Source organism: Pseudomonas sp. DR208 (genome assembly GCF_019823005.1).
Classification (GTDB): domain Bacteria; phylum Pseudomonadota; class Gammaproteobacteria; order Pseudomonadales; family Pseudomonadaceae; genus Aquipseudomonas; species Aquipseudomonas extremorientalis.
This window is the reverse complement of the sequence record NZ_CP081944.1, coordinates 1,679,395-1,693,151: the sequence shown is the minus strand read 5'-3', so window position 1 is coordinate 1,693,151 and position 13,757 is coordinate 1,679,395. Positions and strand designations below refer to the sequence as shown.

The window sequence follows — 13,757 nt, the reverse complement described above, 5'->3', positions numbered from 1 at the left end:
GTATCAGGCGACAGGTGCGGGTGGTGGCTCGTCCGGCAGGGTCGGCTCACCGGGTTCGGCGGGTTGTGGGTAGTCCGGCTCGGGTTGGCCGGGGATGCCGCCCCCGTATGCGGGGTCGGCCATCAGGGACCAGGCCAGAACGCCAATCTGGTTGGGTTCAAGCCGGGCAAGTTCTGCGCTGATTCGCGGGTCGAGCTTCATAAGGTACTCCTCAAGCGTGGCCCGGCACGTTTTACACGCGCCGAGGCAGTACACCTAGATAGAGTCACTTTCTGCAGACTAATTCCCTTAGCGTGTAAGACCTTTCGATCAAGCGCGTGGGAGAGTGACTCCGCGCTGGCCCTGGTACTTGCCGGCACGGTCTTTGTAGGACACTTCACAGGCCTCGTCGGACTGCAGGAACAGCATCTGCGCCACACCTTCGTTGGCGTAGATCTTCGCCGGCAAGGTGGTGGTGTTGGAGAACTCGAGGGTTACGTGGCCTTCCCACTCCGGCTCAAGCGGCGTCACGTTGACGATGATGCCACAACGCGCGTAGGTGCTTTTACCCAGGCAAATAGTCAGCACGTCACGCGGGATACGGAAGAACTCCACGGTGCGCGCCAGGGCGAAGGAGTTGGGCGGGATGATGCACACGTCGCTCTTGATGTCGACGAAGCTCTTTTCGTCGAAGTTCTTCGGATCGACGATCGCCGAGTTGATATTGGTGAACACCTTGAACTCATCGGCGCAGCGCACATCGTAGCCGTAGCTGGAAACACCGTAGGAAATCACCGGGGCATCGCCTTGGCCACGGATCTGGCGCTCGACGAACGGTTCGATCATGCCGTGCTCTTGCGCCATGCGGCGAATCCACTTGTCCGATTTGATGCTCATGGCGGGTGTCCTGAATAGCGAGGTGGAAAAATTCTGTGGGGCATCTTACCGGGGCCGGCGTTGGGGTTCAAAGGCCACGCGGCTTTTCTTGATGAACGCGCCTGCTGCTATCAGCCGCAGCCAGCGGGGCCGGGACCCGCATTGACGTGCAGGGTGACCGGAAATACCACCGCCAGTCACGAAAATGGAGAAACCTTCGGAAATACCATTGGCACGTTCCGGAAAAAGGGTTAAGGTGGCGCCACTGTGCTGCTTGTGTCACTGAGAATCTCTACACGATATGTTGAATTTCGATCCAACCATCTCCAAGAATTTTTCCTGCTCTTTGCACTCAGTCTCGGCCAGGGCTTTTCCTGAGTCGCAGTTAACTTTGTCCAAGGAGATACACCATGTCTAATCGCCAAACTGGTACCGTTAAGTGGTTCAACGATGAAAAAGGCTTCGGCTTCATCACTCCACAATCCGGTGACGACCTGTTCGTTCACTTCAAAGCTATCCAATCCGACGGCTTCAAAAGCCTGAAAGAAGGCCAACAGGTTTCTTTCATCGCTACCCGCGGTCAGAAAGGCATGCAAGCTGAAGAAGTTCAAGTTATCTAACTTGTACTGACTCAGTCAAAAAGACCCCGCCCTTAAAAGCGGGGTTTTTTTATGCCTGGGATTTGACCCTATGCCCCCCTATAAGACTCTGCATAAAACCAATGTGGGAGGGGGCTTGAACTGGTCAAGTAATCTTGGACACCGATTAAGGTTCATGCCGCCAACCTTTCCTTCGCGACCGGCGACCGGTAGTCGTTGTAGCTGTGAGGCCTGCTGATGTTGTAGCGCGAGACATAGCGCTGCACATCTGCCCGGGCCTCATGCTCCAGTTTGTAGCCCGTTTCAGGAACCCACTCGGATTTCAAACTACCAAAGAAACGCTCCATCGGGGCGTTGTCCCAGCACTCGCCTTTACGGCTCATACTTTGCCTAAACCCATGCTTCACAAGCGCGTTTCGGAATTTATGGCTGGTGTACTGGCAACCTTGGTCAGAGTGAAACAACACATCCTCGGGATGGCCGCGTAGCTCAACTGCCATGCGTAGTGCCTCGCAGGTCAGGTTGGCATCCGAAATCATCGAGAACGACCAGCCTACGATCCTGCGAGCGTACAGATCCAGAACGGCGGCGAAGTACATCCAACGCTTGCCGACCTTGATGTACGTTACGTCGCCACACCACACCTGATTAACCGCCGTCACATCAAATTTCCGCTTGAGCACATGCGGCGCCACCAAGGCCTCCACGCCCGGCGACTTGTACTTATGGCGCCTGCGCTGACGACTAGCGATGCCAGCCTCGCGCATCAAATTGCGAGCCATGTAACGTCCGACACGATGTCCTTTGGCTTGCAGCTCCTTGGACAAGGTACGTGCGCCCGCCGACTCTCTCGACGCCTTGTGGTGCCTGACCAGCGCGGCTTTGAGCTTTTCCCGCTCAGGATTTGCTCTGCCCTGGCGCTGGCGCCAGGCATAGAAGCTGCTGCGGTTAACCCCGAACGCCCGGCAACACCTTTTAACGCCGTACTGCTCGTCCAGCTCATCGATCAGCGTGAATGATCTTTGGCGTCCAAAAGCAGGAGAGCACTGGCCTTTTTTAAGATTTCAATGTCCAGGTCTTTCTCCCTGAGCAGGGCTTTGAGTCTCTGGATCTCTCGTTGATCAGCGGTAATTGCCTTGGCTCCCACCGGAGTCGAGCCCAAGCGTTCTTTTTGCACTTGATCGACCCAACGGCGCAGAGCAGTAGGACCAATATCCAGGCTGGCACAGACCTCGGTAACCGGCTGACCTTCATCCAGCACCATGCTGGCAGCCTTGAGCTTGAACTCACTCGAATAAGATTTACGCATATCCAAACACCTCAGATTTGGGCGCTATCATAGCGCCCGATTGAAGTGTCCAAAATCATTAGGCCAGTTCAGCTTGCCCCCGATTGCGGTGTGTCAGTCAATAAAGATTTGACTGAGTCACCGCTATCGGGGGCAAGCCCCCTCCCACATTCAAGCATTAAAGCTGGGTCGTTACTGAAACAACGACTCACTCGACAAGCCATTCTTCTCCAGGATCTCGCGCAAGCGCTTGAGCCCTTCTACCTGGATCTGCCGTACCCGCTCACGGGTCAGGCCGATCTCCAGGCCTACGTCTTCCAGGGTGCTGCTCTCATGGCCACGCAGGCCGAAGCGGCGAATCACCACCTCGCGCTGTTTGTCCGTGAGCTCCGACAACCACTGGTCAATGCTTTGGGACAGATCATCGTCCTGCAACAGCTCGCAAGGATCCGTAGGACGATCATCGGTCAGGGTGTCCAGCAGGGTTTTATCCGAATCCGGACCCAGCGAGACGTCGACCGAAGACACACGCTCGTTGAGGCCCAGCATGCGCTTGACCTCCCCTACCGGTTTTTCCAGCAGGTTGGCGATTTCTTCGGGCGAAGGTTCATGATCGAGTTTTTGAGTAAGCTCACGCGCTGCCCGCAGGTAGACGTTGAGCTCCTTGACCACATGGATCGGCAACCGGATCGTGCGGGTCTGATTCATGATCGCCCGTTCGATGGTCTGGCGAATCCACCAGGTGGCATAGGTCGAAAAGCGGAAACCCCGCTCAGGGTCGAACTTCTCCACCGCCCGGATCAGACCCAGGTTGCCTTCCTCGATCAGGTCCAACAGGGACAGCCCGCGATTGACATAGCGTCGGGCGATTTTCACCACCAGGCGCAGGTTGCTTTCAATCATGCGCTTGCGCCCAGCCGGATCGCCCTTTTGCGACAAACGCGCAAAATGGACTTCTTCTTCGGGGGTCAGCAGAGGGGAAAAGCCGATTTCATTGAGATACAGCTGGGTCGCATCGAGCGCCCGTGTGTAGTCGATGTACTTGTGTTGCTTTAACGCGGTGGAGTTCTTGGATTTGGTGCGAACTGAAGGTACAGCAGGTCCCTCATTCGACATCGATTCCGTAGCGATACCGGTCTCCATCAGGAGAACCTCATCGTCGATGTCAAACTCCGGCGCTTCTTTACTGAGAGCCATTGTTATAGTCCTTTGGTGAGTTCGACCTCAAGCTCAAGCGGCGCCTTTATCCTTGGCAACGCTGGAGCCTGTTCCTTCTACGTGAGGGAACAGGCTGTGCAACATATCAACGACGGGGTAGGAATTGCAGTGGATCTACAGGCTTCCCTTGACGGCGAATCTCAAAGTGCAGTTTCACCCGGTCTGTACCAGTTGACCCCATTTCGGCAATTGTCTGTCCGACTTTGACCTGCTGCCCCTCCCGAACCAACAGCCTGCGGTTGTGACCGTAAGCACTGACGTAGGTATCGCTGTGTTTGATGATGACCAGCTCGCCGTAGCCCCGTAAACCACTCCCGGCGTACACCACTGTCCCATCAGACGCAGCTAAAACAGGCTGTCCCAAATCTCCGGCGATATCAATGCCTTTATTCAAACTACCGTTTGAAGAGAATTTTCCAATCAGCACTCCGTTTGAGGGCCATCCCCAACCGGTCGGTGCAGGCCCGGCAGGTGGCAGCGGCGCGGGTGCCGGCTTGCTTGCAGGAGCGGGCGCGGCGGTGCCTGCAGGCCGGGTAATGATGGTGGTTTTGCTGGAGGACGACGGCGAAGATCCGGTGTTTGTCACAACTGTCGTAGGCGCAGAACCGGTGCGGCCGTCGAAACGAATCGTCTGACCGGGATGTATCGTGTAGGGCACGGGAATATTGTTACGAGCTGCGAGCGCCTTGTAGTCCCAGCCATACCGGAAAGCAATCGAGAACAATGTATCGCCTTTGCGCACCACGTATTGCCCGGTGGTCACCGTCGGCTTTTGCGGGACGGCATTGTTACGGTCAACCACCCGTGCACCGCTGCTTGGCGAGCTGGAGCAGCCGACCAGCACGGAACTGAAGACGAGGCCAAGCACCAGTCGATGAAAGCTTGTTTTACTCATACGCTGCGCAAGACCTGTGAGACTCACCCGCCGCTCCCTTTGTGGTGGCTGAACATGAATGCCTGTATCAGGCTTGAAATATGACGCAAGTATAACTGGGCATTGGAGTTTTACCGGCACACGACGGAAACGAAACATTCATCGCGTTTAATTCCGACTCCCGATCATGTTGACTCGATGGACCCCGCCGTAAGACACATCCCCGCCAACAGAATTCACTGCCCGCGAACAAATGATCAGGCCAGCGGCCCATTGAGCAACGGCACAAAACGCACGGCCCCCAGCACATGCCGGGAAAAGCCTTCGTCCTCACGGATAATGAGCATCAATTGTTGCACTTCGCCGGATCCCACCGGGATCACCAGGCGTCCGCCTGGGGCAAGTTGATCGAGCAACGCTTGCGGGATATCGGTGGCCACAGCGGTGACGATGATGCCGTTGTACGGCGCCAGCGCCGGCCAGCCTTCCCAGCCGTCACCCCAGCGGAATACCACGTTGCGCAGGTTCAACTCCACCAGACGCTCCTTGGCCCGGTCTTGCAGCACCTTGATGCGCTCGACCGAGAACACCCGCTCCACCAGTTGCGCCAGCACGGCGGTCTGGTAGCCGGAGCCGGTGCCGATTTCCAGCACCTTGTCCAACGGCCCCGCCGCCAGCAGCAGCTCGCTCATGCGCGCCACCATGTACGGTTGGGAGATGGTCTGGTTATGGCCGATGGGCAACGCTGTGTCTTCGTAGGCTCGGTGAGCCAGGGCTTCATCGACAAACAGATGGCGAGGCGTACGCCGGATCACTTCCAGCACTTGGGCGTTGGACAACCCTTCTTCGTACAGGCGCTGGATCAGGCGTTCGCGGGTACGCTGGGACGTCATCCCGATGCCCCGACGCAGCAAGTCGTCTTGTTCACGGCCCATCAGCGCAGCCCCTCCAGCCAGCCATCGAGACCACTGAAGGCATCACTGAAGGTGCGATCAAATTGCAATGGGGTAATCGACACATAGCCTTGCATCACCGCATGAAAGTCCGTGCCTTCACCGCCATCTTCGGCATCACCCGCTGCGGCAATCCAATAGCCTTCCTTGCCACGCGGGTCGACCACCTTCAACGGCGCCGCCGCACGGGCACGATGGCCCAGGCGCGTCAGCTTGATACCGCGAATATGATCAAGGGGCAGGTTGGGAATATTGACGTTGAGCACCGTACGCGGTGGCAGATCCAGAGAGCCATGGGCCTCCACCAGCTTGCGCGCAAAATGCGCAGCGGTTGCCAGGTTATCCAGTTGCCGCGAGGCAAACGAAAAGGCGAACCCAGTACGACCCAGGAAGCGCCCCTCAAGGGCCGCCGCCACGGTCCCGGAATACAGCACATCATCCCCCAGGTTTGCACCCAGGTTGATGCCCGACACCACCAGGTCCGGCGCCTGCTCCAGCAGACTGTTGATTGCCAGGTGGACGCAGTCGGTAGGCGTGCCGTTCACACTGATAAAGCCATTGGCCAGGACTTGCGGGTGCAGCGGACGGTCGAGCGTCAACGAACTGCTGGCGCCACTCTTGTCCTGGTCGGGGGCAACCACCACGCACTCGGCATAATCCTGCAGCGCAGCATAAAGCGCGGCAAGACCGGGTGCGGTGGCACCGTCATCGTTTGATATCAGAATACGCATGGGTTGTCCGTCTGCCCCACCGGCACCAGATCAACAAGCTCGCGCACCAACACAGTGGCGAAGCATCCGGCCGGCAGGACGAATTCCAATTGCAGAATGTCCAGCGAGGGATAATGCCACGTCAAACCGCCAATGGGCAGTCGAAGAATGCGACGTTCCTGGCTCATGCCGGCATTCACCAGCCAATCTCGCAGGTCGGCTTCACCAGCGGCAACCGCCTGTTCCAGCTCGAAGGTTGCACCACTGGCCGGCGAGTCGCCCTCGCCCCACTGCGGCCCGGTCGGGTGCAGGTCCAGGATTGCCAGGCGCGGGTCACTGCATTCCGCTTCGCCAGCCGGAAAAAAACTGCGGCTATCGGTAAACGCCAGCAGGTCGCCGACCTGGGCCCGTTGCCACGAGCCATCGGCCACACGTGCCGCCAGCACTTTGTTGAACAAAAAGCTGCGGGCGGTGGACAACAACCGCGAACGCACATTGCGCTGTTCCGGCAAGGCTTTGCGGGCGGCCCACTCGCGAGCGTCCACGACATTGCCGCCGTTGTGGCCAAAACGCTGGGCACCGAAATAGTTGGGAATGCCGTGTTGGGCAATCTGTTGCAACCGCGCATCGATGGCTGCGGTATCACCGGCCAACTGCGTCAGACGCAAAGTGAACCCATTGGCCGAATGCGCACCGCGCTGCAGCTTGCGCTTGTGGCGAGCGGTCTTGAGAACCTTGAGCGTGTCGTTCTCTGCCGCGCTCATGTCCGGGTCGGCCTTGCCCGGCAGTTGCACGCTGAACCATTGGCGAGTCAACGCCTGGCGATCCTTGAGCCCGGCATAGCTGACGGTGCGTAACGGCACGCCGGCCGCCCTGGCGATACGCCGCGCGGCTTCCTCGGTGTTGAGGCCGCGCTTTTCCACCCACAACCACAGGTGTTCGCCTTCGCCGGTCAGCGGAATGTCCAGCACTTCGTCAACCTGGAAGTCTTCGGCCGTCGCCTTCAGTACCGCGCTGCCCAAGGCCTCGCCATAGGCCCGAGGGCCCAGCAGGTGCAGGTCATTCATGCGCGCAGCAACAAGGCAACGGAGTGCACGGCAATGCCCTCTTCACGGCCGGTGAACCCGAGCTTTTCGGTGGTGGTGGCTTTCACGTTGACTTGATCCAGTTCAATTTGCAGGTCGGCGGCAATCAGCGCGCGCATCGACTCGATATGCGGGGCCATCTTCGGCGCCTGGGCCACGATGGTGTTGTCGACGTTGCCGACTTTCCAGCCCTTGGCATGGATCAGGCCAACCACATGGCGCAGCAAGACGCGGCTGTCCGCGCCCTTGAACGTCGGGTCGGTGTCCGGAAAATGCTTGCCGATATCACCCAACGCCGCCGCGCCGAGCAAGGCATCGCTCAAGGCATGCAACACGACGTCGCCGTCGGAATGAGCCAGCAAACCATGGTGGTGCGCGATGCGCACGCCGCCCAGGGTGATGAAATCGCCTTCGGCGAAACGGTGCACATCGTAGCCGTGGCCAATACGCATAAAAAACGCCCCGATTTAATTCAGGGCGTGATTCTACCTACTTTTGCCTCACATTAACCGAGCAAAGCACGGCCATGGTGTCGCAAATGGTCTTCGATGAAGCTGGCGATAAAGAAGTAGCTGTGGTCATAGCCCGGTTGCAGGCGCAGTTCCAGCGGGTGGTTGGCCGCCTTGGCTGCCTGCTGCAGGGCTTCGGGCTTGAGTTGCACGGCGAGGAAGTCGTCGCGGTCGCCCTGGTCAACCAGCAGTGGCAGCTTTTCCGTAGCTTCGCTGATCAGCACACAGGTGTCCCACTCGCGCCATTTTGAACGCTCTTCGCCCAAGTAGCGGGAGAACGCTTTCTGGCCCCACGGGCAATCCATCGGGTTGTTGATCGGCGAAAACGCCGACACCGACAGGTAGCGCCCGGGGTTGCGCAAGGCACAGACCAGCGCACCGTGGCCACCCATGGAGTGGCCGCTGATGCCACGTTTATCCGAGGCAGGGAAATGCCCTTCGATCAACGCCGGCAATTCTTGCACGACGTAGTCATACATCCGGTAGTGCTTGGCCCAGGGTTCCTGGGTGGCATTCAGATAAAAGCCGGCACCGAGACCGAAATCCCAGGCGTTATCCGGGTCGTCCGGCACACCCGGACCTCGCGGGCTGGTGTCCGGCGCCACGATGATCAACCCCAGCTCGGCAGCCATGCGCTGCGCGCCCGCCTTCTGCATGAAGTTCTCATCGGTGCAAGTGAGACCGGACAGCCAGTACAGCACCGGCAATTTGCCGCCCTGCTCCGCTTGCGGCGGCAGGTAGACAGCGAAGGTCATGTCACAACCAAGCACATCGGAATGATGCTTGTAGCGTTTATGCCAGCCGCCGAAACTCTTCTGGCACGACAGGTTTTCCAGACTCATGGCGAACCTCAGAAGTGGATGACGGTACGAATGCTCTTGCCTTCATGCATCAGGTCAAACGCTTTGTTGATGTCTTCCAGGCCCATGGTGTGGGTGATGAAGGTGTCCAGCGGGATCTCGCCGGTCTGGGCCATTTCTACGTAGCTTGGCAGTTCGGAGCGACCACGCACGCCACCGAAGGCCGAACCGCGCCAGACGCGACCGGTCACCAACTGGAATGGACGGGTGGCGATTTCCTGGCCGGCACCGGCCACGCCGATGATCACCGACTCGCCCCAGCCTTTGTGGCAGCACTCGAGGGCGGCGCGCATCAGTTGCACGTTGCCGATACATTCGAAGGAGAAGTCCACGCCGCCGTCGGTGAGGTCGACGATCACGTCCTGGATCGGACGATCGTAGTCTTTCGGGTTGATGCAGTCGGTCGCCCCCAGTTGCTTGGCGATTTCAAACTTGGCCGGGTTGATATCGATGGCGATGATGCGACCCGCCTTGGCCTTGACCGCACCGATCACTGCCGACAGGCCGATACCGCCGAGGCCGAAGATGGCCACGGTATCGCCTGGCTTGACCTTGGCGGTGTTGATTACCGCGCCGATCCCCGTGGTGACGCCGCAACCGAGCAGGCAGACTTTTTCCAGCGGCGCCTCTTTAGGAATCCTGGCCACGGAGATTTCCGGCAGCACGGTGTACTCGGAGAACGTCGAAGTGCCCATGTAGTGGAAAATCGGTTGGCCTTTGTAGGAGAAACGCGTGGTGCCGTCCGGCATCAGGCCTTTGCCCTGGGTGGAACGGATGGCCTGGCACAGGTTGGTCTTGCCCGACAGGCAGAACTTGCACTTGCCGCATTCCGGGGTGTACAGCGGGATCACATGATCGCCCACGGCCACCGACGTCACGCCTTCGCCGATCGCTTCAACCACGGCACCGCCTTCGTGACCGAGGATCGACGGGAAGATGCCTTCCGGGTCGGCGCCCGACAGGGTATAGGCGTCGGTATGGCACACGCCGGACGCGACCACGCGCAACAGCACTTCACCCGCCTTGGGCATGGCGACATCCACTTCGACGATCTCAAGGGGCTTCTTGGCTTCGAAGGCTACGGCGGCGCGGGACTTGATCATCCAGGTTTCTCCAGGAGGTTAAAAAACTGAGTGCGTGAGTGTAAAACATGCCTGACTGATGAATAATCCAGGCAAAAGCAAAACTTTATTGCTGTACAGGGATAATCCACGTGCTTGAAAACCGCTGGGAAGGTATCGACGAATTTGTCGCGGTGGCCGAATGCGGCCAATTCACAGCGGCTGCGGAACGGCTGGGGGTGTCGTCTTCCCATATCAGCCGGCAGGTGGCGCGTCTGGAAGAACGCCTGCAAACCCGCTTGTTATATCGCAGTACGCGCAAAGTGACGTTGACCGAAGCAGGCCAGACGTTCCTGCAACACTGCCAACGCCTGCAGGACGGGCGTGAAGAAGCCCTGCGCGCCGTAGGTGACCTCACCAGCGAGCCCAAGGGCATGTTGCGCATGACCTGCGCGGTGGCGTATGGCGAGCGCTTTATCGTGCCGCTGGTCACCCGATTCATGGGGCTGTATCCGCAGTTGCGGGTGGATATCGAGCTGAGCAACCGCCAGTTGGACCTGGTGCACGAAGGCCTCGACCTGGCGATCCGCCTGGGGCGTCTGCAGGATTCGCGCATGGTCGCCAGCCGACTGGCGCCGAGGCGCATGTACCTGTGTGCGTCGCCGTCCTACCTCGCTCGGTATGGTCGGCCACATAGCTTGTCGGAATTGAGCCGGCATAACTGTCTCATCGGCAGCTCGGATATCTGGCAACTGGCCCAGGACGGGCGGGAGTTTTCCCAGCGCGTGCAGGGAAATTGGCGCTGCAACAGCGGGCAAGCGGTGCTGGATGCGGCGCTACAGGGCGTCGGGTTGTGCCAGTTGCCGGACTATTACGTGCTGGAGCATTTGCACAGTGGCGCGCTGGTGTCGCTGCTGGAGGCGCATCAACCGCCGAATACGGCAGTGTGGGCGCTGTATCCACAGCAGAGGCATTTGTCGCCGAAGGTCAGGAAGTTGGTGGATTTCTTGAAGGAGGGGCTGGCTGAAAGGCCGGAGTACAGCAGTTGACTGTTGGTGGTTTGGACGGGCCTCATCGGGGGCAAGCCCCCTCCCACACTTGGAATATATTTCAATGTGGGAGGGGGCTTGCCCCCGATGAGGTCGACACGGTATCGCAGATTACCTGCGGTTGACCCACCGCAGCCGTAGCCATTCCAGATCTTCCGGCCGGGTCACCTTGATGTTGTCCGAGCGCCCTTCGATCAGGCGTGGCGACTGGCCGGACCACTCCATGGCCGAAGCTTCATCGGTAATCACCGCATCCGCCACCAGACTGTCGGCCAAGGCACGATGCAAAGCCCCCAGGCGGAACATCTGCGGCGTATAAGCCTGCCAGATCAGGCTGCGATCGACGGTCTCGACCACACGGCCACGCTTGTCGACGCGCTTGAGGGTATCGCGGGCCGGTACGGCCAGCAGACCACCCACAGGGTCGTTCGCCAGCTCACTTAATAACTTGTCGAGATCATCACGGCTCAGGTTCGGCCGTGCCGCATCATGCACCAACACCCAATCGTCATCACTGGCGCCCAGGGCATTGAGCTGAAGCAGCGCATTGAGCACAGACCCCGAGCGCTCGTCGCCGCCGTCCGCACGCACGATGCGCGGGTCGTTGGCACAAGGCAGGTTGGGCCAGTAAGGATCATCGACAGCAAGACTGACCACCAACCCTTTAAGGTCTGGATGGCCAAGAAAACAGCCAAGGCTGTGTTCGAGAATACTGCGCCCGCCCAGTTGCAGATATTGCTTGGGACGGTCCGCGGCCATACGGGCACCGACGCCCGCGGCAGGAATCACGGCCCAGAAGGCCGGCAAACGGCTACTCATTGGGCCAACTGGTAGAGGGTTTCACCCTCCTTGACCATGCCCAATTCATGACGAGCCCGCTCTTCAACGGTCTCCGTACCTTTTTTCAACTCAAGCACTTCGGCATCGAGGACGCGGTTGCGCTCCAGCAGGCGTTCGTTTTCGGCGTGCTGGTCGGCAATTTGCTGGGTCAGGTCTTTTACCTGCGCAAAGCTGCCATTACCCACCCATAGGCGGTACTGCAGGCCAGCCAGCAACAAGAGCAAGACGAGGAACAACCAATTGGGACTGCGCATCGAATATCGGGTATCCAGTGAAAAAAGACCGCCATGCAAAACTTTTGCAGCAACTGATAGCACGAAGCCTGGAAAAACCAGGCTTGTGCTTGATAGCCATCAGATTAGCGTCGAAATCCACACTGTCGTGAGTTTTCCGACGCAATCCGCCGACTTTTTACCATGTTTCACCATCAACTAGCGATCAGCCGCGAAACTCGCCGCGACCGTTGTACTTGGCCTTGCCAGCCAGTTGCTCTTCGATACGCAGCAATTGGTTGTACTTGGAAACACGGTCGGAACGGCACAGGGAACCGGTCTTGATCTGGCCAGCCGAGGTGCCCACGGCCAGGTCGGCAATGGTCGAATCTTCGGTTTCGCCGGAGCGGTGCGAGATCACGGCGGTGTAGCCCGCAGCCTTGGCCATCTGGATGGCCTCCAGGGTTTCGGTCAGGGTGCCGATCTGGTTGAACTTGATCAGGATCGAGTTGGCGATCTTTTTATCGATGCCTTCTTTCAGGATCTTGGTGTTGGTCACGAACAGGTCGTCGCCCACCAGTTGGATTTTCTCGCCGATCTTGTCGGTGAGGATTTTCCAGCCGTCCCAGTCGGACTCGTCCAGGCCGTCTTCGATCGAGATGATCGGGTAGCGCTGGGTCAGGCCCTTCAGGTATTCGGCGAAACCTTCGGAGTTGAACACCTGGCCTTCGCCGGACAGGTTGTACTTACCGTCCTCGTAGAACTCGCTGGCCGCGCAGTCCAGGGCCAGGGTCACGTCGGTGCCCAGCTTGTAGCCAGCGTTGGCCACGGCTTCGGAGATCACTTTCAGTGCATCTTCGTTGGACGCCAGGTTCGGTGCAAAACCGCCTTCGTCACCCACCGCAGTGCTCAGGCCACGGGCCTTCAGCACAGCCTTGAGGTGATGGAAAATCTCGGTGCCCATGCGCAGGCCTTCGGAGAAGGACTTGGCGCCGACCGGCTGTACCATGAATTCCTGGATGTCGACGTTGTTATCGGCGTGCTCGCCACCGTTGATGATGTTCATCATCGGTACCGGCATCGAGTAGACGCCCGGGGTGCCGTTCAGGTTGGCAATGTGCGCGTACAGCGGCAGGTCCTGGTCCTGTGCGGCGGCCTTGGCGGCGGCCAGGGACACGGCGAGGATGGCGTTGGCGCCCAGGCTGCCTTTGTTTTCGGTGCCGTCGAGCTTGATCATCGCGTGGTCCAGGGCTTTCTGGTCCAGCGGGTCCTTGCCCAGCAACAGGTCACGGATCGGGCCGTTGATGTTGGCCACGGCTTTCAGTACACCTTTGCCCAGGTAACGGCCCTTGTCGCCATCACGCAGTTCCAGCGCTTCGCGCGAACCGGTAGAAGCACCGGACGGCGCGCAGGCGCTGCCGATGATGCCGTTATCGAGAAGCACGTCGGCTTCGACGGTGGGGTTGCCACGGGAGTCGAGAACTTCACGACCTTTGATGTCGACGATTTTTGCCATTGTTGTAAACACTCCAAAGTTGACGAAAACGACGCAGCTGAAGGGAATCTTTTGACCGACCGCAAGGGTGGAACAACGGGGCAGGCTTGCAGGCGACAAGGCTCAGGCCCATAGGCCTGAGCGTAAAG

General features: G+C 59.1%; 17 protein-coding genes. 2 read left to right on the top strand and 15 right to left on the bottom strand.

From position 1 onward, the window contains the following. Positions 1 to 3 precede the first annotated feature (3 nt). Both K5K89_RS07430 and dcd read right to left on the bottom strand, forming a co-directional pair. A complete protein-coding gene (locus K5K89_RS07430; protein ID WP_222541111.1) occupies positions 4 to 201 on the bottom strand; it encodes a hypothetical protein in 198 nt (65 codons plus the stop codon). A 108-nt stretch (positions 202 to 309) separates the two neighbouring features. Continuing rightward, positions 310 to 876, bottom strand: coding sequence for a dCTP deaminase (gene dcd / locus K5K89_RS07425; protein WP_071488817.1), 567 nt, complete (start codon positions 874 to 876; stop codon positions 310 to 312). A gap of 389 nt (positions 877 to 1,265) precedes the next feature. Between dcd and K5K89_RS07420 the strand changes: the two genes are divergently transcribed. Beyond that, a complete protein-coding gene (locus tag K5K89_RS07420) occupies positions 1,266 to 1,475 on the top strand; it encodes a cold-shock protein (protein ID WP_002554837.1) in 210 nt (69 codons plus the stop codon). Positions 1,476 to 1,627: 152 nt separating this feature from the next. On the opposite strand, the gene K5K89_RS07415 is transcribed toward K5K89_RS07420, so the two are convergent. The 10 genes from K5K89_RS07415 to K5K89_RS07375 all read right to left on the bottom strand — a co-directional run bounded on the left by K5K89_RS07415 (position 1,628) and on the right by K5K89_RS07375 (position 10,054). After that, positions 1,628 to 2,452, bottom strand: a complete 825-nt coding sequence (locus K5K89_RS07415) for an IS3 family transposase (protein ID WP_409996326.1) — start codon at positions 2,450 to 2,452, stop codon at positions 1,628 to 1,630. 8 nt (positions 2,453 to 2,460) lie between these two features. Further along, complete coding sequence (locus tag K5K89_RS28895) at positions 2,461 to 2,763, bottom strand: transposase (protein ID WP_014717988.1); 303 nt, start codon at positions 2,761 to 2,763, stop codon at positions 2,461 to 2,463. A gap of 171 nt (positions 2,764 to 2,934) precedes the next feature. Continuing rightward, positions 2,935 to 3,939 carry an RNA polymerase sigma factor RpoS gene (rpoS, locus tag K5K89_RS07410; protein WP_025855149.1) on the bottom strand — a complete coding sequence of 335 codons (1,005 nt, stop codon included), beginning with the start codon at positions 3,937 to 3,939 and terminating at the stop codon, positions 2,935 to 2,937. 106 nt (positions 3,940 to 4,045) lie between these two features. Further along, the gene (locus K5K89_RS07405) at positions 4,046 to 4,882 is read right to left on the bottom strand and encodes a peptidoglycan DD-metalloendopeptidase family protein (RefSeq protein ID WP_071488816.1); all 837 of its coding nucleotides are present in this window, start codon (positions 4,880 to 4,882) and stop codon (positions 4,046 to 4,048) included. 209 nt (positions 4,883 to 5,091) lie between these two features. Continuing rightward, positions 5,092 to 5,727: a protein-L-isoaspartate(D-aspartate) O-methyltransferase gene (locus K5K89_RS07400; protein ID WP_170856035.1), complete on the bottom strand. Its 636-nt coding sequence runs from the start codon at positions 5,725 to 5,727 to the stop codon at positions 5,092 to 5,094. A gap of 41 nt (positions 5,728 to 5,768) precedes the next feature. Continuing rightward, on the bottom strand, positions 5,769 to 6,518 hold the full coding sequence (gene surE / locus K5K89_RS07395) for a 5'/3'-nucleotidase SurE (RefSeq protein WP_071488814.1): 750 nt from the start codon (positions 6,516 to 6,518) through the stop codon (positions 5,769 to 5,771). Continuing rightward, complete coding sequence (gene truD, locus K5K89_RS07390; RefSeq protein WP_222541110.1) at positions 6,506 to 7,564, bottom strand: tRNA pseudouridine(13) synthase TruD; 1,059 nt, start codon at positions 7,562 to 7,564, stop codon at positions 6,506 to 6,508. The genes surE and truD overlap by 13 nt, the downstream gene beginning before the upstream one ends. After that, positions 7,561 to 8,034 carry a 2-C-methyl-D-erythritol 2,4-cyclodiphosphate synthase gene (gene ispF / locus K5K89_RS07385; protein ID WP_012722614.1) on the bottom strand — a complete coding sequence of 158 codons (474 nt, stop codon included), beginning with the start codon at positions 8,032 to 8,034 and terminating at the stop codon, positions 7,561 to 7,563. Before ispF ends, truD begins: the two co-directional genes overlap by 4 nt. A gap of 53 nt (positions 8,035 to 8,087) precedes the next feature. Next, positions 8,088 to 8,933 carry an S-formylglutathione hydrolase gene (fghA, locus tag K5K89_RS07380; RefSeq protein ID WP_071488812.1) on the bottom strand — a complete coding sequence of 282 codons (846 nt, stop codon included), beginning with the start codon at positions 8,931 to 8,933 and terminating at the stop codon, positions 8,088 to 8,090. A gap of 8 nt (positions 8,934 to 8,941) precedes the next feature. Next, a complete protein-coding gene (locus tag K5K89_RS07375) occupies positions 8,942 to 10,054 on the bottom strand; it encodes an S-(hydroxymethyl)glutathione dehydrogenase/class III alcohol dehydrogenase (protein ID WP_071488811.1) in 1,113 nt (370 codons plus the stop codon). A gap of 110 nt (positions 10,055 to 10,164) precedes the next feature. On the opposite strand from K5K89_RS07375, the gene K5K89_RS07370 reads away from it, so the two are divergent. Next, positions 10,165 to 11,061, top strand: coding sequence for a LysR substrate-binding domain-containing protein (locus K5K89_RS07370; protein WP_071488810.1), 897 nt, complete (start codon positions 10,165 to 10,167; stop codon positions 11,059 to 11,061). Positions 11,062 to 11,172: 111 nt separating this feature from the next. On the opposite strand, the gene ispD is transcribed toward K5K89_RS07370, so the two are convergent. From ispD to eno, 3 genes are all read right to left on the bottom strand, one after another. Beyond that, the gene (gene ispD / locus K5K89_RS07365; RefSeq protein ID WP_222541109.1) at positions 11,173 to 11,880 is read right to left on the bottom strand and encodes a 2-C-methyl-D-erythritol 4-phosphate cytidylyltransferase; all 708 of its coding nucleotides are present in this window, start codon (positions 11,878 to 11,880) and stop codon (positions 11,173 to 11,175) included. Further along, the gene (ftsB, locus tag K5K89_RS07360) at positions 11,877 to 12,155 is read right to left on the bottom strand and encodes a cell division protein FtsB (RefSeq protein ID WP_003172294.1); all 279 of its coding nucleotides are present in this window, start codon (positions 12,153 to 12,155) and stop codon (positions 11,877 to 11,879) included. Before ftsB ends, ispD begins: the two co-directional genes overlap by 4 nt. A 184-nt stretch (positions 12,156 to 12,339) precedes the next feature. Beyond that, positions 12,340 to 13,629: a phosphopyruvate hydratase gene (eno, locus tag K5K89_RS07355; RefSeq protein WP_071488808.1), complete on the bottom strand. Its 1,290-nt coding sequence runs from the start codon at positions 13,627 to 13,629 to the stop codon at positions 12,340 to 12,342. Between the last annotated feature and the right edge of the window lie 128 nt (positions 13,630 to 13,757).

Bases quoted from the DNA above. Each gene is read 5' to 3' on its own strand.
- dcd (WP_071488817.1), bottom strand. From the start codon at position 876: ATGAGCATCAAATCGGACAAGTGGATTCGCCGCATGGCGCAAGAGCAC.
- K5K89_RS07400 (WP_170856035.1), bottom strand. From the start codon at position 5,727: ATGACGTCCCAGCGTACCCGCGAACGCCTGATCCAGCGCCTGTACGAA.
- rpoS (WP_025855149.1), bottom strand. From the start codon at position 3,939: ATGGCTCTCAGTAAAGAAGCGCCGGAGTTTGACATCGACGATGAGGTT.
- K5K89_RS28895 (WP_014717988.1), bottom strand. From the start codon at position 2,763: ATGCGTAAATCTTATTCGAGTGAGTTCAAGCTCAAGGCTGCCAGCATG.
- K5K89_RS07430 (WP_222541111.1), bottom strand. From the start codon at position 201: ATGAAGCTCGACCCGCGAATCAGCGCAGAACTTGCCCGGCTTGAACCC.
- surE (WP_071488814.1), bottom strand. From the start codon at position 6,518: ATGCGTATTCTGATATCAAACGATGACGGTGCCACCGCACCCGGTCTT.
- truD (WP_222541110.1), bottom strand. From the start codon at position 7,564: ATGAATGACCTGCACCTGCTGGGCCCTCGGGCCTATGGCGAGGCCTTG.
- eno (WP_071488808.1), bottom strand. From the start codon at position 13,629: ATGGCAAAAATCGTCGACATCAAAGGTCGTGAAGTTCTCGACTCCCGT.
- fghA (WP_071488812.1), bottom strand. From the start codon at position 8,933: ATGAGTCTGGAAAACCTGTCGTGCCAGAAGAGTTTCGGCGGCTGGCAT.
- ftsB (WP_003172294.1), bottom strand. From the start codon at position 12,155: ATGCGCAGTCCCAATTGGTTGTTCCTCGTCTTGCTCTTGTTGCTGGCT.
- K5K89_RS07420 (WP_002554837.1), top strand. From the start codon at position 1,266: ATGTCTAATCGCCAAACTGGTACCGTTAAGTGGTTCAACGATGAAAAA.
- ispD (WP_222541109.1), bottom strand. From the start codon at position 11,880: ATGAGTAGCCGTTTGCCGGCCTTCTGGGCCGTGATTCCTGCCGCGGGC.
- ispF (WP_012722614.1), bottom strand. From the start codon at position 8,034: ATGCGTATTGGCCACGGCTACGATGTGCACCGTTTCGCCGAAGGCGAT.
- K5K89_RS07375 (WP_071488811.1), bottom strand. From the start codon at position 10,054: ATGATCAAGTCCCGCGCCGCCGTAGCCTTCGAAGCCAAGAAGCCCCTT.